The organism is Bacteroides sp. 1_1_30, assembly GCF_020982715.1.
Classification (GTDB): Bacteria; Bacteroidota; Bacteroidia; order Bacteroidales; family Bacteroidaceae; genus Bacteroides; species Bacteroides xylanisolvens.
The window spans coordinates 1-18,854 of sequence record NZ_JAJKHN010000003.1 but is presented as its reverse complement, the minus strand read 5'-3'; the positions used below and the strand labels follow the sequence as shown (position 1 = coordinate 18,854).

Genomic DNA, 18,854 nt, shown 5'->3' with positions numbered 1-18,854 from the left:
TCCATTGATAACCAAGATATTTTAAAATTAATAATGTCATAGAGTGGTTTATAATACTTTACACAAAAGTGAGATGAAACATGTAGGTCCCTAACTTTATGCTACACACATGAAGAACCCTACATTTTGTGGTCAGGAAATATACAGCGGTGTATTCCTGATCAACGCCCTCATGTCGGTGTAAATCCGATGTGATTTCTATAATATCAACTGTCTGTGAAGATCGTTGATATTTTTTTTAAAACAGTGAATGGTGCGATGAATATTTTTTGTAGCTTTGTGAAAAATCGAATTGAAATGGAAAATTTACGAAGATACCCCATCGGAATACAGACTTTTTCGGAAATACGGAAAAGTAATTACCTTTATATTGATAAAACGGAATATGTGTATTGGATGGTACATTTCACTAAATACGTATTCTTGAGTCGTCCTCGTCGTTTTGGTAAGTCATTGTTGACTTCTACATTACATAGTTATTTCTCTGGTCAGAAAGAATTATTTCAAGGGTTGGCTATAGAAAAGCTGGAAAAGGAGTGGACGGAATATCCAGTGCTTCACTTTGATATGAGTACAGCCAAACATGCAGACTGTGAACAGCTGTTGCAAGAGTTGAATATGAAGCTAATTCGTTATGAGGAGGTTTACGGAAAGATGGAGGGAGAGGTTAATCCAAATCAGCGTCTGGAAGGACTCATCAAGCGCGCTTACGAGCAGACAGGGAAACAAGTGGTTGTGCTGATAGATGAATACGATGCTCCTCTGCTGGATGTAGTACACGAGGAAGAGAGGCTTGGCGTATTGCGTAACATTATGCGCAATTTCTACAGCCCTCTTAAAGCGTGTGATCCTTATTTGCGGTATGTGTTTTTGACCGGTATCACCAAATTCTCCCAACTTAGTATATTTAGTGAATTGAACAATATCAAGAATATTAGCATGAATGAGTCTTATGCTGCCATTTGCGGTATTACAGAAAACGAGATACTTGTCCAAATGAAAGATGATGTAGACGCATTAGCCCAAAAACTGGAGGTTACTTCTGAAGAGGTATTGGCAAAACTGAAAGAAAACTACGACGGCTATCATTTCACTTATCCGTCTCCTGATATATATAATCCATTCAGTTTGCTTAACGCTTTTGCAGATGGTAAATTTAATTCTTATTGGTTTGGTAGTGGTACGCCTACTTATTTGATAAAGATGCTGGATAAATTTGGTGTAGCGCCTTCCGAGATAGGGAGAAAAACTGCGGTTGCGGAGGATTTTGATGCACCTACAGAAAGAATGGTGAGCATTACTCCATTGTTATATCAAAGTGGCTATATCACGATAAAAGATTATGATAAGGAGTTAGATTTATATACATTGGATATTCCTAATAAGGAGGTAAGAATAGGTTTGATGAAAAGTCTTCTTCCTAATTATGTTGCTAGTAAAACACCGGAAACCAATACTATGGTAGCTTATCTTTCCCGTGATATTCGTAATGATGATATGGATGCTGCTTTACGTCGTTTGCAAACGTTTCTATCTACCATTCCTCAATGTGATAATACGAAATATGAGGGGCACTACCAACAGATGTTTTATATTATATTCAGTTTGTTGGGCTATTATGTAGATGTGGAGGTTCGTACTGCCAGTGGACGGGTGGATATGGTGCTTCGTACAAAGACTACGTTGTATGTGATGGAATTGAAACTGGACAAGAGTGCGGATAGGGCGATGGAGCAAATTGATCTGAAGAATTACCCCAAACGTTTTGCTTTGTGCGGATTGCCTATAGTAAAGGTGGCTGTCAGTTTTGATAGCGAACAGTGTACAATAGGGGAATGGAAAATTCTAAAAGTTTAATTATATTGCTGATTAATAAATTGTTATATACTAGTATGAATATAAAGAGCTCCGCAAGGGGCTTTTTTCTTTTCTATCCGGAATAAAAGCTTCACCTTTGCAGTGTTGATCAACAAAACGTGAATAAATAATTTGAATTTAAATCTTTAAAAAAACGTAGTATGAGTGTAATATACAAAGTCATTACGCGCCCAACAGATCCGCGTGTTCCCAATTCTCCCAAGAGATATTATCCGCATCTGATCACTTTAGGTCAGTCTGTCAACCTGAAATATATTGCACAGAAAATGCAGGATCGTTCTTCGCTGTCTGTCGGTGATATCAAGAGTGTGATCCAGAATTTTGTGGAAAAGATGAAGGAACAGTTGTTGGAAGGTAAGTCTGTGAATATTGAAGGTCTGGGCGTCTTTATGTTGACTGCCCGTTCGAAAGGTGCCGAACTAGCGAAGGATATTAATGCCAAAAGTGTAGAGAGTGTTCGTATCTTTTTTCAGGCGAATAAAGAGCTGCGCGTTACAAAGACTGCCACCCGTGCAGATGAGAAGTTGGATTTGATTAGCTTGGATGAATATCTGAAGAAGCTTAATATGACAATTTCTCCTAATGATCCTGAAAAACCGGATGATGGCGGAGAAGAAGGCGGAGGAAATGAAGGTGGCGGTAGCGGAGAAGCACCGGATCCTGCCGCATAATGAATTGTCAATTAACGATTGATGGTTAGGGTGTTTATTTAGTGTTTAATAAAAAAAGAAAAATGTCTATGAAAAAAACGTGGAGTATTATTTTGAAAGTGATTATTGCTGTTGCTGGTGCAATTGCCGGAGTGGTCGGTGTACAGGCAGCAAACTTGTAATTGATTATCTTATAAATAGGTATATTTATGAATGAATAACAGGCGGGAAAAATCCCGCCTGTTTTTTGTTTGGGATATATTAGAGAATTATACTTCTTCACATACTCTCATTTCCATTCCTTTATACACTACTACAATCTTATGCAACAGTGTGGTACCAATTGCATTTTTCACTGTATCAGTATTAGCATAACGGTTTGTCTGAGCGATACCTTCCAATCGTAATTCTTCCACACGATTCTCTGAATCTTTGTATTTGGCATATTTCAACTCGATTATGTAGCTGTGTTTCATGTCGGGATAAATATCCAATAATGGAGATAGGAAGATGTCGGCATATCCTTCTTGTGTGTCTGCCTCCGAAATGGGACGGTAGAATCGGTTTTGTGCAGTCATGGCTAATGTGAAACCATGCACGAAAAATTCTCCCTTTTGTTTGTCACGCTGGGAGGCATAACTCTTCAGGCAATCGGCTATATAATCAAAATATGCTTTCCATGTACCTCGATAAGCGAGTGAACTGGATAATTCATTTTTTTCATAATTACTGAAGCTTAAGTTGGCTTCATTGTAAGTGTTCAATAGATAGGTGTAAAGCTGTTCGCGGACTACCTGATTAGGAATGGTGAGTTTGCACTTTCCTTCATGTGTACCATTAATAGTAAGCATACCAAAATAATAGAGTAGACTGATGAAGTTGTCTGGATCAATAATACTGGCGGCTGGAAATCCTTTCTTCACTTCTCCAGTGATGTAGCCTTGGCTTATTAAGGTTTGTATGATGGAAGCATCGTGGGCAAACTCCTTATCTTTGCGGATGAGCATACGCAATTTCTCGTAGTCAATACGGATGTTGTCTTCTACCATGTCCCTCGGTACTTCACCGTATCGGATGTAGTTTTTGACGAAATAAAGCACCATGTTGGAATTGTACATAGTGGTTTGACCATAACATTCTTGTGCAAAGCAGTAATTATCATACCACGGTTTCATAATTTCTATCAACTCATCGATGGTATGGTTGAAATGCCCTGTATTAGAATAATAAGTTAACATTTCGCGAACTTCACTTTCTGTGAATCCCATCATTTCATTGAATTCTGATGAAAGGGAGTAATTAGTGCCGATATTGAAGCCGCTGGTCAAGTCATCCATCGTTACGGGACTGACACCTGTGATGAAACAACGTTTGATGCTGGAGTCGGTACCGGATTTTATTTTATTGAAGAAGGCACGTAAATAACCTTCTTTGTGTGTCTCATCAGTGTAACGGTTCAGGCTGTCGACATCAGAGAGTATTGTATTGGTGAAATGGTCATATTCATCAATGAAGAGATAAATCTTTTGATTTACCCGGGCGCATTCCGTAAACAGATATTCGAATTGGCTGACCGCCCCGTCTTTTTCGTTCATTCTTTCTTTGATTCCTTCGGGTAAATAGTCGGCATAAACATCGCAGAAATAGTCAAATACGATTCTGCAATGTTCGTCCAAACCTTTGCGGTAGCTGTGTAAATCTCCACTGATTCCTGAAAAATTTAATTTTATTACTAGATAGCTATTACGGTCTTTCGTAGGGTGCTTTCCGATATAAAGGTCGCCAAATAAAGCGTCAAACTTATCTTTGGTACGTATGTCATAATAATGTTGAAGCATATTCAAGGTCAGACTTTTTCCGAATCGACGCGGACGGATAAAAAAGAAGAAACGATCCGACTGCTCTATCAAAGGGATGAAAGAGGTTTTATCCACGTAATAATAATTGTCCAAACGGATGTCCTCGAAGTTCATCATACCATAAGGTAACAACTTCCTGTCTGATAATACATATTCCATAATTTATGCCTTTTATATGAATATACTTTGAATAAGTGTAGACAAAGATACTTCCTTTCCGCTACTTTCCCAAACAAACGTTCTTTCTTTTTGGTTTCGTGCTATTTGTTAGAAGTGTCACTCTATATTTTAACAAAATAGAAAATCTAATCAAACTCGTTGGCTGAATAGCGGATTTTATCTACCTTTGCACCTTAATTTAATGCGTCATTTTAAGCAAGAAAAAACATGATTCGAAAAATAATAAAGGCTCTTTGGATATTTCTGGCAGTCATTGTGTTGGCTATTGTTGTCATCTTTGTCTCTATCTCAAAGGGGTGGATTGGCTATATGCCTCCTGTGGAGGAACTTGAGAATCCGAGCTATAAATTTGCAACGGAGATTTTTTCTGAAGATGAAAAAGTGCTTGGTACGTGGTCTTATAGTAAGGAAAATCGGGTATATACAGCTTACAAGGATTTGTCTCCCAGTATTATCAATGCTCTTATTGCGACGGAAGATGTCCGTTTTGTTAAACATTCTGGAATTGATGCCAAAGCATTGTTCCGTGCGTTTGTGAAACGTGGTTTGATGTTTCAGAAAAATGCAGGTGGAGGTAGTACTTTGTCGCAACAGCTTGCCAAACAGTTGTTTACGGAAAAAGTGGCGAGAAATACACTGCAACGTCTTTTCCAGAAACCGATTGAATGGGTGATTGCGGTGAAGCTTGAACGTTACTACACCAAAGAGGAAATCTTGAGTATGTATCTCAATAAGTTTGATTTTCTGAATAATGCGGTTGGTATTAAAACTGCTGCACATACATACTTCGCATGCGAACCGAAAGATTTGAAGATCGAAGAGGCAGCTACGTTGGTAGGGATGTGCAAGAATCCTTCACTTTATAATCCGGTCCGTTTCAACGAACGTTCCCGTGGCCGTCGTAATGTAGTGCTTGAGCAGATGCGTAAAGCTGGTTATATCACAGATGCAGAATGTGATTCTTTGCAGGCTCTTCCGTTGAAACTAAAATATAACCGCGTTGACCACAAAGAGGGATTGGCTACTTATTTCCGCGAATATCTCCGTGGTGTGATGACAGCACCGAAACCGGTAAAAAGTGATTATCGTGGTTGGCAAATGCAGAAATTCTACGAAGATTCTATCGCGTGGGAAACTAACCCGTTGTATGGTTGGTGTGCAAAAAATAAAAAGAAAGACGGTACGAATTATAACATCTATACAGATGGATTGAAGATTTATACGACGATCAATTCACGTATGCAGCAATATGCAGAGGATGCAGTAAAAGAGCATTTAGGTGATTATTTGCAACCTGTGTTTTTCAAAGAAAAAGAGGGAAGCAAAAATGCTCCATACGCAAGATCACTGCCGGAAAAACGAGTGGAGGAGTTGCTGACAAAAGCTATGAAGCAGACGGATCGTTATCGTCTTATGAAAGAGGCGGGAGCTTCGGAACAGCAGATTCGTAAAGCGTTCGATACCCCGGAAGAAATGACTGTCTTTTCCTGGAAGGGAGATAAAGATACAATTATGACACCGATGGATTCCATCCGTTACTACAAATCTTTCCTGCGAACAGGATTCATGTCGATGGATCCGGTAAGCGGGCATGTGAAGGCTTATGTAGGCGGACCGAATTATGTATATTTCCAGTATGATATGGCAATGGTGGGACGTCGTCAGGTGGGATCTACTATCAAACCGTATTTGTATACATTAGCAATGGAAAATGGCTTTTCTCCTTGCGACCAGACACGCCACGTAGAGCAAACGTTGATTGATGAGAACGGAACTCCTTGGACGCCTCGTAATGCAAACAATAAACGTTATGGGGAAATGGTGACTCTGAAGTGGGGATTGGCTAATTCTGACAACTGGATTTCTGCTTATCTGATGGGCAAACTGAATCCGTATAATCTTGTACGTTTGATCCATAGTTTTGGGGTTCGTAATAAAGCAATCGACCCGGTGGTTTCGCTTTGTCTGGGACCTTGTGAAATTTCTGTGGGTGAGATGGTAAGTGCATATACAGCTTTTGCCAATAAAGGAATTCGTGTAGCTCCATTGTTTGTTACACGCATTGAAGATAGTGATGGTAATGTGCTTTCTACCTTTGCACCGCAAATGGAGGAGGTGATAAGTATTTCAAGTGCATATAAAATGCTGGTTATGTTGCGCGCCGTTATTAATGAAGGAACAGGTGGGCGTGTTCGTCGTTATGGAATTACCGCCGATATGGGTGGGAAAACAGGTACGACCAATGATAACTCTGATGCCTGGTTTATGGGATTCACTCCTTCATTGGTATCCGGTTGTTGGGTAGGTGGTGACGAACGTGACATCCATTTCGGTAAAATGACCTATGGACAGGGAGCTGCTGCTGCTTTGCCTATTTGGGCATTGTATATGAAGAAAGTGTATGATGACCCGACTTTGGGATATGACCAGCAGGAGAAATTTAAACTTCCTGAAGGATTTGATCCGTGTGCCGGTTCGGAAACTCCGGACGGAGAGGTGATAGAAGAGGGGGGATTGGACGATCTTTTTAACTAAGTCTGAAATAAGTATTAAGTATAAAGTATTAAGTATTAACCGTAGCGTTTGGGGCACTGAACTGTAGGTGTAATATCTCTAATATCTAATGTTTAATACTTAATACCTAATACTTAAATACTTATTTTTTAATGCATAGGTATATTGTTTGCATAGGGAGTAATTACAACAGGAAAGAGAATTTGACTTTTGCCAGACAGGAACTGACTGAATCGTTCTCTTCTATATGTTTTGCGCCCGAATTGGAAACTGAACCTTTATTTTTTAAGAATCCGGCCTTGTTTGCCAACCAAGTGGTTATGTTCTTTTCCGATAAAGATGAAGAGGTAGTGAGGAAAATGCTGAAAGATATAGAACAGAGGTCCGGACGTCGTCCGGAAGATAAAAAAGAGGAGAAAGTTTGTCTGGACATTGACATGCTTTTATATGATAACAAAATAGTAAAACCGGAGGATTGGCAAAGGGGATATATACAACAGTCATTATCTGCCTTCCATTCTTCATTATTTATTAAGTAGATGAAATTTCTTGGAATTATACCTGCCCGCTATGCATCCACTCGTTTTCCTGCAAAACCGTTGGCTATGTTGGGTGGAAAAACTGTTATACAACGTGTGTATGAGCAAGTGGCTGGCGTTTTGGATGACGCTTATGTAGCCACGGACGATGAGCGTATTGAAGCTGCTGTCAAGGCGTTCGGAGGTAAGGTTGTGATGACTTCTGTTCATCATAAAAGCGGTACGGACCGCTGTTATGAAGCCTGTACAAAGATTGGAGGTGACTTTGATGTCGTGGTCAATATACAAGGAGATGAACCTTTTATTCAGCCTTCACAATTGGATGCGGTAAAGGCTTGTTTCGAAGATGTAACCACGCAGATTGCCACGCTGGTGAAACCTTTTACTGCAGATGAACCGTTTGCTGTACTGGAAAACGTAAATTCACCGAAAGTGGTAGTCAATACGAACTGGAACGCGCTTTATTTTAGCCGATCCATTATTCCTTATCAGCGTAATGCCGAGAAACAGGACTGGCTGAAGGGACATACCTACTACAAGCATATCGGACTGTATGCCTATCGTACAGATGTGCTGAAGGAGATAACCATGCTTCCGCAGTCTTCTCTGGAACTGGCTGAATCTTTGGAGCAGCTCCGTTGGCTGGAGAACGGATATAAAATAAAGGTGGGCATTAGTGAAGTAGAAACCATCGGAATCGATACCCCGCAAGATTTGGAACGGGCAGAAGAGTTTTTGAAGAATAGAATCTAATCGTATGGATCGTAAAATACAACCTGAAATACAAACCCTGAAAAATTTTCGTATACTTCCTCCCGTCCGAATGACATTGCCAAATGGTATTCCATTGACTGTTATTAATGCGGGTGAACAGGAAGTAGTACGCATAGATGTGCTTTTCGCTGGAGCCCGTTGGCAGCAGTCGCAGAAACTGCAAGCCTTGTTTACAAACCGGATGTTGCGCGAAGGTACGACAAAATATACGGCTGCTACCATTGCCGAGAAACTGGATTACTACGGTTCGTGGCTCGAACTGTCCAGCTCGTCGGAGTATGCATACATCACTGTTTATTCGTTGAATAAGTATTTGGCGAAAACATTGGAAGTGGTAGAATCCATGATTAAAGAACCGCTTTTTCCGGAAAAAGAATTGCATACTATCCTCGATACCAATATCCAACAATATCTGGTCAATACTTCCAAAGTTGATTTCCTGGCACATCGTGGTCTGTTGAAGTCGCTTTATGGCGAACAGCATCCATGTGGTAAAATAGTGGTGGAGGAAGATTATCATGCTATCACTCCGGAAGTGCTTCGTGAATTTTATGAACGGTATTACCATTCGGGCAATTGCTCTATTTTCTTATCCGGCAAGGTGACGGAGGATATTATCAGCCGGGTGACGGATACATTCGGCACTTCTTTTGGTCAACATCAACAGCCGGCATCGAAATTAAGTTTTTCTTTTACTGCCGTTCCCGAAAAGAGGATTTTTATAGAACGTGAGGATGCCATGCAGAGTGCTGTAAAGATGGGATATACAACCATCACTCGTAACCATCCTGATTATCTGAAACTCCGGGTATTGATGACTTTATTCGGAGGCTATTTCGGCAGTCGTCTGATGTCTAATATCCGTGAAGAAAAGGGGTATACTTATGGCATTTCAGCAGGAATCATGTTTTATCCGGATAGCGGATTGCTGGCTATATCGACAGAAACGGATAATGAATATGTGGAACCGTTGATACAGGAAGTATATCATGAAATTGACCGTCTGCATCAGGAACCTGTGTCGATGGAAGAACTGACTATCGTACGCAACTATATGTTGGGCGAAATGTGCCGTAGTTATGAGTCTCCTTTCTCACTTTCGGATGCATGGATCTTTATTGCTACTTCCGGTCTGGATGATGACTACTTTTCACGTTCTCTGCTGGCTGTAAACGAGGTTACTCCTGCAGAAATACAAGATTTGGCACAGCGCTATTTGTGCAAAGAGACATTAAAAGAGGTCATTGCAGGTAAAAAGTTGTCATAAATTGCTTTCCGAAAGTGGGCTGTTTGGGATAGAAATTGTATCTTTGTCCAAATTGTAATTCTAAAATGAGTAACGACTAAAACCAATGAGGAAATATCTATATACTACACTTTTATTGGCTCTCCTCGCACAAGAGGGAGTAATGGCACAAGAAAATGAAGGAAAAAAAGGCGGATTTTTCGGAAAAATTAAAGATACATTCTCCACTGAAATAAAGATTGGCAACTATACTTTTAAAGATGGTAGTGTCTATACGGGAGAAATGAAAGGCCGAAAACCGAACGGAAAAGGAAAAACGGTTTTTAAAAACGGTGATGTCTTTGAAGGTGAATATGTGAAAGGGAAACGTGAAGGATATGGAATTTATATGTTCCCCGACGGAGAAAAATATGAAGGACAGTGGTTCCAGGATCAGCAGCACGGAAAAGGTATCTATTATTTTATGAATAATAACCGTTACGACGGTATGTGGTATCAGGATTATCAGCATGGTGAAGGAACTATGTATTATCATAACGGTGATTTGTATGTAGGTCATTGGGTAAATGATAAGCGTGAAGGCGAAGGTACATATACTTGGGCAAACGGTGCCAAATATACCGGTCACTGGAAAAATGATAAGAAGAACGGTAAAGGTATCATGAACTGGGATGACGGCTGTAAATACGATGGAGACTGGAAAGATGATGTTCGTCACGGAAAAGGGGTATTTGAGTATACCAATGGAGATAAATATGATGGTGACTGGGCGGATGATATTCAACATGGAAAAGGTACTTATTACTTTCACACGGGCGACCGTTATGAGGGCTCGTATCTCTTAGGTGAGCGAACCGGTCCAGGAGTTTATTACCATGCTAACGGTGATAAATATGTAGGTAATTTCAAGAACGGCATGCAAGACGGAAAAGGTACTTTTACCTGGGCGAATGGTGCTGTGTATGAAGGAAGCTGGAAAAATAATAAACGTGATGGTAAAGGAGTTTATAAATGGAGCAATGGCGATGTTTATGACGGTGACTGGAAAGATAACCGTCCCAATGGACAAGGCACTCTGAAAACTGTTGCTGGTATGCAATATAAAGGTGGGTTCGTTGATGGATTGGAAGAGGGTCAAGGCGTACAAATCGACAAAGATGGTAATCGCTTCGATGGCTTTTTCAAACAAGGAAAGAAGGATGGCCCTTTTGTCGAAACAGATAAAGATGGAAAAGTGATTAAAAAAGGAACCTATAAATTCGGAAGACTCCAATAAAATGATGAATGAAAAATTGGTTGCTTACTATCACCAATTCAAATTCTTAGTATGTTGAGACAAATAAGAAAGCCGGCTAAACTTGAAATTAGCCGGCTTTCTTATTCTTCATTCTTCATTTATCATTCTTCATTTAAATGATATATTGTGAACTGATAGATTCGTTATTCATTACTCGTTTGATTGTTTCAGCAAACATGTCGGCAATGCTTAACTGTTTCACTTTCGGGCATTTCTTAGCATAAGGGATGCTGTCAGTAAATACCATTTCTGTCAGGGCAGACTCTTGCACACGGAAAGAAGCCGGATCAGACATTACGCAATGACTGGCGATAGCGCGTACAGATTGGGCACCGGCTTCCAACATGATGTTGGCTGCTTTGGTGATTGTTCCTGCTGTGTCTACGATATCATCAATCAAGACAACGTTTTTACCTTCCACGTCACCGATGATTTGCATAGATGCTACTTCATTGGCTTTTTCACGTGATTTGTTGCAGAGTACCAATGGTACGCCGAGGTATTTGGAGAAAGTGCTGGCACGTTTTGAACCTCCTACGTCCGGTGTAGCAATAACCAGATTTTCCAATTGCAATGACTGGATGTAAGGGAGGAATACAGCTGATGCGTACAAGTGATCTACCGGGATATTGAAGAATCCCTGGATCTGGTCAGCATGCAAATCCATCGTAATCAGTCGGTCGATACCTGCAACAGACAGCAGATCAGCTACCAACTTAGCCCCGATAGATACACGAGGTTTGTCTTTTCTATCCTGACGAGCCCATCCAAAATAGGGGATTACAGCCACAACGCTCTTTGCTGATGCACGTTTAGCAGCATCAATCATCAGGAGAAGTTCCATTAAGTTGTCTGAGTTAGGGAAAGTGGATTGAACCAGGAATACATGTGCGCCACGAATTGACTCCTCGTATGAAACCGCAAATTCGCCATCGGCAAAATGGGTAATGTTCATATTTCCCAGAGGACAATCCAGGCTCGCGCAGATTTTTTCTGCAAGATATCTCGAGTTCGTTCCCGAGAATACCATAAAGGGTGCTTTTTCGCTCATTTTGTAATAGATGTTACCTATTTGTTAATTTGCCTGCAAAGGTAGGAATTTCTCTTATTATTTAGAAGGACTTATTGTATAAAAAATATTTTTCTCTCCAACTTATCGGAAATATTTGTAGATTTGCTTTCTGAAAACAGTTAATAGTCAAAAATGAGTTCACGTTTTCCTTTATATATAATAGGTATAGTGTTGTTTACCTCTTTTTTTTCGTGCACTGATATGGTGCCGACCAAAGAGGTGCGCCTGATTGATTCTTTAAACGGGAAAGCGTATACTTATCGTTATCGAAGCTTGGATTCCTCCTATAAATATGCCAATGAAGCTTATCAACAGGTAAATTTTTATAAGTCGGGGAAAGCGGAGGCATCTAATAATCTCGGATTCTGTGCTTTTATGGCGATGGATTTTGACCGGGCGGAAGCGTTGCATAAGGAAGTATATAAACTGACTAAAAATGAGCTTGAACTGTTGATTGCTGATATCGGACTGATGAAGATTTGTCAGCGGACAGCTATGAACAAAGAATTTTATGATTATCGTAACAGTGCGCTCCGGCGTATGAAACGTATTCGGGAAGAGAGTGATTTGTTTGCTGACCGCCACGAGGCACTTCGACTGGATTATGCTTTCACCGAATTTTTCATTGTGTCTTCTATTTATTACTATTATCTTCAGCAAAGGCAGGAAGCCATCGCATCTCTCAATCAGATCCCGGAAGATGAAGTATTGGCAGATACGAATCAGTTGCTTTATTATCATTATATCAAAGGATCGGCTTCATTGGTGGAAGCCACCAAGCCGGAGGACAGGAAAATGCGTGAGTTCGACCAGCTATATATTACCTGGCGGACTGCGGTTCAGACTAATCATCCTTATTTCGAAGGAAATGGTCTGCAAGGGTTGGCTAATCTGATGGTTTCTCCCAATAACTTCGAACTCTTCCGAACAAGGAGGGGATATGCGCTGGATCAGTTCGGTTTTCCTGTAGATTCGCTTTTGCCTTTGCGAATGGCACAGCTTGCGCTTGAAAAATTCCGGGAGTATAATGATTTGTATCAGATTGCCGGTGCGTATGTATCTATCGGTAAGTATATGAATGAGCACGGACGTTATTCGGAAGCATTGGATACGCTTACAAAAGCGTTAGATTGTGTGAACCAACACCATATGCTTTATTATCATCATGCAGTGGATACGTTGGACAAGTTGCGTATTTATGCGGAAGGAGATACGACATATACTGGAGTTCCGTGGATTATGGAGGAAGACGTAAGGACGGTGCCTGAATGGATTTCGAGGATTCGGGAACAATTGAGTGTATCGTATGCCGGGCTTGGAATGAAGTATGCTTCTGATTACAACCGAAATATATATCTGGATATTCTGAATTATACCCGTCAGGATAAAGAGTTGGAGAGTCGTTATCTTTCGTTGGAATCCGATTCACGACAAATGACGCTTGTACTTTCTTTGGTTATTGCCGGACTTGTACTGGTGGTTATTCTTTGGTGGTTTTTCAATAAGCGATCTAAAATAAGGAATCAAGTAGATGTGGAACGTCTGCAACGGATACTGGCTCTTTGCCGGGACATCACTTCTTCTATACCAATGAATGTTCCGTTAATTCAACAAGGCATCGACCAACTGTTCGGAAAAGGGCGTCTTCAACTGGAAATTCCGGAGGAAGGAAAAGCGGCACTGGTTCCTTTGCATCGGTTGAACCGTGATGAAAAAGCGTTGGTGCACGTGCTTGAACCGTATATCGTTTGGGCTGCGGACAATGAGCAGATGGTAGAAGCGTTGAGTGACGAGCGGATGCAATTGGAAAAGCAACGATATGTTTACGAACAACATATCGCGGGGAATAAACGCCAAAATCTGATTAAGAAGGCTTGTCTGGCCATTGTGAATGGGATAAACCCTTATATCGACCGTATCTTGAATGAGGTGCATAAGTTGACGGAACGAGGATATATCGATCATGAAAAGATAAAGAAAGAGAAGTATCAATACATTGACGAGCTGGTAACTACGATTAATGAATACAATGATATTTTGGCTCTTTGGATTAAGATGAAGCAGGGGACGCTTAGCCTGAATATTGAAACGTTCGATCTCAACGAACTCTTTGAACTGTTAGGCAAAGGGAGACGTGCTTTTGAAATGAAAAATCAGAAGTTGGAAATAGAACCGACCACGGTTATGGTGAAGGCTGACCGGGCATTGACTTTGTTTATGATTAACACGCTGGCGGAAAACGCCCGAAAATATACTCCGGAAGGAGGAACAATCAAAGTGTATGCCCGTACTATGGACGCGTATGTCGAGATTTCCGTAGAAGACAACGGAAGGGGGATTTCCGAAGAAGATGTAGCTCGTATTATCGGTGAGAAAGTATATGACTCTCGTGTCATCGGAATGAAGAATGTAGCTGATCCGGAGGTTCTGAAAGAAAATAAGGGTAGTGGTTTCGGACTGATGAATTGTAAGGGAATCATTGAGAAATATAAGAAAACGAATGAATTGTTCCGGGGATGTGTCTTTGATGTAGAGAGTGAATTGGGGAAGGGGAGTCGTTTCTATTTCCGTTTGCCTTCGGGAGTGCGTAAAGCGATAGGAGTCTTGTTGCTTTGCCTGTTGCTTCCGTTTGGGGTGAGTTCTTGTCTGCATGATCCGATTCCTCCCATGTTGCAGGAGGGCGATTCGATAGTGGTGGTTACGGATTCTGCCTATGAGGATTTACTGGATGCAGCGTCGGATTATGCGAATGCTGCCTATTTTGCTAATGTGGATGAAAATTATGAATTTGCTTTGCAATATATAGATTCTGCTATACTCTTGTTGAACGAGCATTATGAGAAATATGCGCGTCCGGATCGTCCGCATCGGTATATGAAGCTGGTGGGGGAAGGAACGCCTGCCGAAATCAGTTGGTGGAACGAATTGTTTGATTCGGATTATCATGTGATTCTGGATATCAGGAATGAGGCGGCAGTTGCTTTTTTGGCTTTGAAACAGTTGGATGCATACAGTTATAATAATTCGGCATTTACGGATTTGTATAAGTTGCAAGGAGAAGATCAGACTCTTGAAGCATATTGCCGACAGTTGGAACGGTCGAATACGAATAAGACAGTAGGAATTATTTTATGTTTTGTTCTACTGATTGTTTCTTTGGTCGGATACTATTTCCTGTATATGAGAAAACGTTTGCAGAATCGTTTGAATCTTGAACAGGTACTTGAGATTAATCAAAAGGTATTTGCGGCATCTCTGGTCAGACCGCAGGAACAAGAAAATGCTGAGGCACTCCAACGGGAGGAAAGTACGCTTAAAGAAATCCCGCAACGTATTGTGGATGAAGCATTCGCTTCGGTGAATGAACTACTGACAATTGACCGGATGGGAATTGCCGTTTATAACGAAACGACACATCGACTGGAATATGCTTCTCGTCCCGGGCAGGAAATGCCGGAGATGGTAGAACAGTGTTTTAGTTCCGGAGAATATCTTTCTGAACAGCATCTTCAGGCAATTCCGCTGATGGTGGAAGCAGGAGGTGAACATCAATGTGTCGGTGTGCTTTATCTGGAACGTAGAGAGGGAACGGAGCAGGAAACAGACCGGCTGCTTTTTGAACTGGTAGCACGTTATGTGGCTATTGTAGTATTTAATGCAGTGGTGAAACTGGCTACTAAATACCGGGATATTGAATCGGCGCATGAAGAAACACGCAGAGCTTCCTGGGAAGACAGTATGTTGCATGTACAGAATATGGTACTTGACAACTGCTTGTCGACAATTAAACATGAGACGATCTATTATCCGAATAAAATCAAACAGATTGTAGGGCGGTTGAATACACAGAAGCTTTCGGAAACGGAGGAGCGTGAAGCGGTGGAGACCATGACGGAATTGATTGAATATTATAAGGGAATCTTTACGATTTTGAGCTCGTGTGCTTCCCGTCAATTGGAGGAAGTCACTTTCCGGCGTACTGTGATTCCGGTGCAGGAGCTTTTGGACACTGCCGGAAAATACTTCAAGAAATCAATGAAGAACCGTTCGGAGAGGATAGAACTGGAGATAGAACCGATGGAAGCGAAGGTGATAGGAGACGTGAACCAGTTACGTTTTCTATTGGAAAATTTGATTGATGAAGCATTGACTGTGCGTGAAGATGGGGTGATACGTCTGCAAGCACGTCAGGATAATGAATATATTCGTTTTCTCTTTACGGATACGAGACGTGAAAAGAGCGTGGAAGAATTGAATCAATTATTTTATCCGAATCTGGCACGTATGACTTCCGGTGAGAAAGGGGAGTTGAGAGGAACGGAATATCTGGTATGCAAGCAGATTATCCGCGACCATGACGAATTTGCAGGACGCAGAGGATGTCGTATCAATGCCGAACCGGCTGAAGGCGGAGGATTTACGGTTTATTTCACCATTCCGCGCCGATAAAAGGAGAACACATAAAAGTTATTAGATAAGAAACATGGAAGAACAGAAGTTTAAAGTTATTATCGTAGAGGATGTAAAACTGGAGTTGAAAGGGACAGAAGAAATATTCCGTCATGAAATACCGAATGCGGAAGTGATCGGTACGGCAATGACGGAAAGTGAGTTCTGGCCGTTGATGGAGGCGCAGCTTCCCGATTTGGTATTGTTGGATTTAGGACTGGGAGGTTCTACGACCATTGGTGTTGACATTTGCCGGAATATATTCAAACGCTACAAAGGAGTCCGGGTACTGATCTTCACAGGTGAGATTCTGAATGAAAAGTTGTGGGTGGATGTATTGAATGCCGGTGCCGACGGAATTATCCTCAAAACAGGAGAATTACTGACGAAAACAGATGTACAGGCTGTGATGGACGGAAAGAAGCTGGTATTCAACTATCCGATTTTGGAAAAGATTGTAGATCGTTTCAAGAAATCGGTAGCCAACGATGCCAAGCGTCAGGAAGCAGTCATCAGTTATGATATTGATGAATACGATGAACGTTTTCTCCGCCATTTGGCCTTAGGATATACGAAGGAGATGATTGCCAATTTGAAAGGGATGCCTTTCGGCGTAAAATCATTGGAGAAACGACAGAATGATCTTATCGGACGCCTTTTCCCGAATGGAGAACGGGTGGGAGTGAATGCTACCCGATTGGCAGTACGTGCACTGGAATTGCGTATTATCGATTTGGATAATCTGGAGCCTGACGAAGAATAATTAATGGCAAGTAATACCTCTGGAAAGTAATGAAGAATAAATGGCGTATGCCCCATCCCGCTACGATGTTCCTTCTGCTGACAATGGCAGTGGTCTTTCTTTCATGGATATGTGATATCTATGGGTTGAAAGTGACATTGCCGCAGACAGGTGAGGACATCCGTGTACAAAGCCTGTTGAGTCCAGAAGGGATCCGTTGGTGGTTGCGGAACGCTATTAAGAATTTCACGGGCTTTGCTCCGTTGGGCATGGTGATTATCGCTATGTTCGGACTGGGAGTAGCACAACATTCCGGTTTTATTGATGCGTGCATCCGCATGGGAGTAGGGAACCGGCAGGAAAAGAGGAAAATCATCTTGTGGGTGATTGTGCTCGGTTTGTTGTCGAATGCCATTGGGGATGGTGGATATATTATTTTATTGCCTATTGCCGCTATGCTGTTCCAGTGGGTGGGACTTCACCCGATTGCAGGGATTGTTACAGCTTATGTCTCTGTTGCGTGCGGGTATAGTGCCAATATTGTATTGAGTACGATGGACCCGTTATTGGCACATACCACCCAAGAGGCGGCACTGGCGCAAACGGGGTATCAGGGGAACACGGAACCTCTTTGTAACTACTTCTTTATGAGTGCTTCAACAGTAGTCATTACAGCTATTGTGTATTGGATTACTCAAAAATGGCTTCTTCCCACATTAGGAAAGTATGAAGGCAGTGTGAAAGTGGTGGCTTATCATCCTCTCTCTCGCAAAGAGCGGCGTGCTATTATGATTTCCATTGTTGTAGCAGCTGTTTATGTCGCTCTTATCTTGTGGCTTACTTTTTCTTCTTATGGAATTTTGCGAGGGGTGAACGGAGGTTTGATGCATTCGCCTTTTATTGCCGGTATTTTATTCCTGCTTTCTTTGGGAGCAGGTATTACGGGGATGGCTTATGGATTCAGTTCCGGACGGTATCGCACTGACAATGATGTGATTGAAGGACTTACGCAGCCAATGAAACTTCTTGGAGTGTATTTCGTTATCGCTTTCTTTGCTGCACAGATGTTTGCCTGTTTTGAATATTCCCATCTGGATAAGTGTTTAGCCATCATGGGAGCTGATTTGCTCTCTTCGTTTGAGCCGGCTCCTTTGTCTGCTCTCATCCTGTTTATTCTATTTACGGCATTGATAAACCTGATTATGGTATCTGCTACCTCCAAATGGGCTTTTATGTCTTTTATCTTTATTCCGATGTTTGCACAGATGGGAATTGCTCCGGATGTAGCACAATGTGCTTTCCGTATCGGAGATAGTTCGACGAATGCCATTACTCCTTTCTTATTCTATATGCCTTTGGTACTGACTTATATGCGGCAGTATGATAAACAGATTACGTATGGCTCATTGCTTAAATATACCTGGAGATATTCATTAGGTATCCTGGTTGCCTGGACATTGATGTTTATTGTCTGGTATTTGTTGAAAATACCGATGGGATTATAGCCAGTACGTGAAAAAATATCAAGTAGACAAGGCTCAGTCTGAAACCTTGGGGGATTGCGTTAAAATTCTTATTTTTGCATCATGAAAACATCCTCTTCCCAAACGATTGATCCTGTTGCTTCTTTAAGCTTGTTCTTGCCTTCAGGAAT

13 protein-coding genes are annotated in these 18,854 nt (G+C 41.4%); 11 read left to right on the top strand and 2 right to left on the bottom strand.

Annotated elements, in window-relative coordinates; genetic code table 11:
• Window positions 1-297: 297 nt before the first annotated feature.
• From LPH68_RS01090 to LPH68_RS01080, 3 genes are all read left to right on the top strand, one after another.
• Complete coding sequence (locus LPH68_RS01090) at window positions 298-1,857, top strand: ATP-binding protein (protein WP_227236296.1); 1,560 nt, start codon at window positions 298-300, stop codon at window positions 1,855-1,857.
• Window positions 1,858-2,018: 161 nt separating this feature from the next.
• Entirely contained in the window at window positions 2,019-2,549 is a 531-nt protein-coding gene (locus LPH68_RS01085; RefSeq protein ID WP_008022512.1) for an HU family DNA-binding protein, read from the top strand.
• A 68-nt stretch (window positions 2,550-2,617) separates the two neighbouring features.
• Window positions 2,618-2,710, top strand: coding sequence for a smalltalk protein (locus LPH68_RS01080; protein WP_151433315.1), 93 nt, complete (start codon window positions 2,618-2,620; stop codon window positions 2,708-2,710).
• 87 nt (window positions 2,711-2,797) lie between these two features.
• Here LPH68_RS01080 and LPH68_RS01075 read toward each other — a convergent pair whose 3' ends face one another.
• Window positions 2,798-4,546, bottom strand: a complete 1,749-nt coding sequence (locus LPH68_RS01075) for an AAA family ATPase (RefSeq protein WP_151923823.1) — start codon at window positions 4,544-4,546, stop codon at window positions 2,798-2,800.
• A gap of 228 nt (window positions 4,547-4,774) precedes the next feature.
• On the opposite strand from LPH68_RS01075, the gene LPH68_RS01070 reads away from it, so the two are divergent.
• From LPH68_RS01070 to LPH68_RS01050, 5 genes are all read left to right on the top strand, one after another.
• Window positions 4,775-7,102 carry a transglycosylase domain-containing protein gene (locus LPH68_RS01070; protein WP_151923822.1) on the top strand — a complete coding sequence of 776 codons (2,328 nt, stop codon included), beginning with the start codon at window positions 4,775-4,777 and terminating at the stop codon, window positions 7,100-7,102.
• 131 nt (window positions 7,103-7,233) lie between these two features.
• Window positions 7,234-7,620: a 2-amino-4-hydroxy-6-hydroxymethyldihydropteridine diphosphokinase gene (locus LPH68_RS01065; RefSeq protein WP_009039564.1), complete on the top strand. Its 387-nt coding sequence runs from the start codon at window positions 7,234-7,236 to the stop codon at window positions 7,618-7,620.
• Window positions 7,621-8,373 (top strand): 3-deoxy-manno-octulosonate cytidylyltransferase, encoded by a 753-nt coding sequence (gene kdsB / locus LPH68_RS01060; RefSeq protein ID WP_008022505.1) that lies wholly within the window; start codon window positions 7,621-7,623, stop codon window positions 8,371-8,373.
• 4 nt (window positions 8,374-8,377) lie between these two features.
• Window positions 8,378-9,661, top strand: coding sequence for a pitrilysin family protein (locus tag LPH68_RS01055; RefSeq protein WP_008022503.1), 1,284 nt, complete (start codon window positions 8,378-8,380; stop codon window positions 9,659-9,661).
• A gap of 85 nt (window positions 9,662-9,746) precedes the next feature.
• Entirely contained in the window at window positions 9,747-10,916 is a 1,170-nt protein-coding gene (locus LPH68_RS01050) for a phosphatidylinositol-4-phosphate 5-kinase (protein ID WP_008022501.1), read from the top strand.
• A 133-nt stretch (window positions 10,917-11,049) separates the two neighbouring features.
• Here the strand turns inward: LPH68_RS01050 and LPH68_RS01045 are convergent, their stop codons facing one another.
• Window positions 11,050-11,988 (bottom strand): ribose-phosphate pyrophosphokinase, encoded by a 939-nt coding sequence (locus LPH68_RS01045; RefSeq protein WP_008022499.1) that lies wholly within the window; start codon window positions 11,986-11,988, stop codon window positions 11,050-11,052.
• 153 nt (window positions 11,989-12,141) lie between these two features.
• On the opposite strand from LPH68_RS01045, the gene LPH68_RS01040 reads away from it, so the two are divergent.
• Genes LPH68_RS01040 through LPH68_RS01030 form a run of 3 tightly spaced genes read left to right on the top strand, consistent with a single transcriptional unit; the run spans window position 12,142 to window position 18,705 of the window.
• Window positions 12,142-16,458: a DUF5113 domain-containing protein gene (locus LPH68_RS01040; protein ID WP_151923821.1), complete on the top strand. Its 4,317-nt coding sequence runs from the start codon at window positions 12,142-12,144 to the stop codon at window positions 16,456-16,458.
• Between the two features lie 34 nt (window positions 16,459-16,492).
• The gene (locus tag LPH68_RS01035; protein WP_004317459.1) at window positions 16,493-17,221 is read left to right on the top strand and encodes a DUF5932 domain-containing protein; all 729 of its coding nucleotides are present in this window, start codon (window positions 16,493-16,495) and stop codon (window positions 17,219-17,221) included.
• Window positions 17,222-17,250: 29 nt separating this feature from the next.
• The gene (locus LPH68_RS01030; RefSeq protein WP_008022495.1) at window positions 17,251-18,705 is read left to right on the top strand and encodes an AbgT family transporter; all 1,455 of its coding nucleotides are present in this window, start codon (window positions 17,251-17,253) and stop codon (window positions 18,703-18,705) included.
• Window positions 18,706-18,854: the final 149 nt, after the last annotated feature.

Bases quoted from the DNA above. Each gene is read 5' to 3' on its own strand.
- LPH68_RS01090 (WP_227236296.1), top strand. From the start codon at position 298: ATGGAAAATTTACGAAGATACCCCATCGGAATACAGACTTTTTCGGAA.
- LPH68_RS01085 (WP_008022512.1), top strand. From the start codon at position 2,019: ATGAGTGTAATATACAAAGTCATTACGCGCCCAACAGATCCGCGTGTT.
- LPH68_RS01080 (WP_151433315.1), top strand. From the start codon at position 2,618: ATGAAAAAAACGTGGAGTATTATTTTGAAAGTGATTATTGCTGTTGCT.
- LPH68_RS01075 (WP_151923823.1), bottom strand. From the start codon at position 4,546: ATGGAATATGTATTATCAGACAGGAAGTTGTTACCTTATGGTATGATG.
- LPH68_RS01070 (WP_151923822.1), top strand. From the start codon at position 4,775: ATGATTCGAAAAATAATAAAGGCTCTTTGGATATTTCTGGCAGTCATT.
- LPH68_RS01065 (WP_009039564.1), top strand. From the start codon at position 7,234: ATGCATAGGTATATTGTTTGCATAGGGAGTAATTACAACAGGAAAGAG.
- kdsB (WP_008022505.1), top strand. From the start codon at position 7,621: ATGAAATTTCTTGGAATTATACCTGCCCGCTATGCATCCACTCGTTTT.
- LPH68_RS01055 (WP_008022503.1), top strand. From the start codon at position 8,378: ATGGATCGTAAAATACAACCTGAAATACAAACCCTGAAAAATTTTCGT.
- LPH68_RS01050 (WP_008022501.1), top strand. From the start codon at position 9,747: ATGAGGAAATATCTATATACTACACTTTTATTGGCTCTCCTCGCACAA.
- LPH68_RS01045 (WP_008022499.1), bottom strand. From the start codon at position 11,988: ATGAGCGAAAAAGCACCCTTTATGGTATTCTCGGGAACGAACTCGAGA.
- LPH68_RS01040 (WP_151923821.1), top strand. From the start codon at position 12,142: ATGAGTTCACGTTTTCCTTTATATATAATAGGTATAGTGTTGTTTACC.
- LPH68_RS01035 (WP_004317459.1), top strand. From the start codon at position 16,493: ATGGAAGAACAGAAGTTTAAAGTTATTATCGTAGAGGATGTAAAACTG.
- LPH68_RS01030 (WP_008022495.1), top strand. From the start codon at position 17,251: ATGAAGAATAAATGGCGTATGCCCCATCCCGCTACGATGTTCCTTCTG.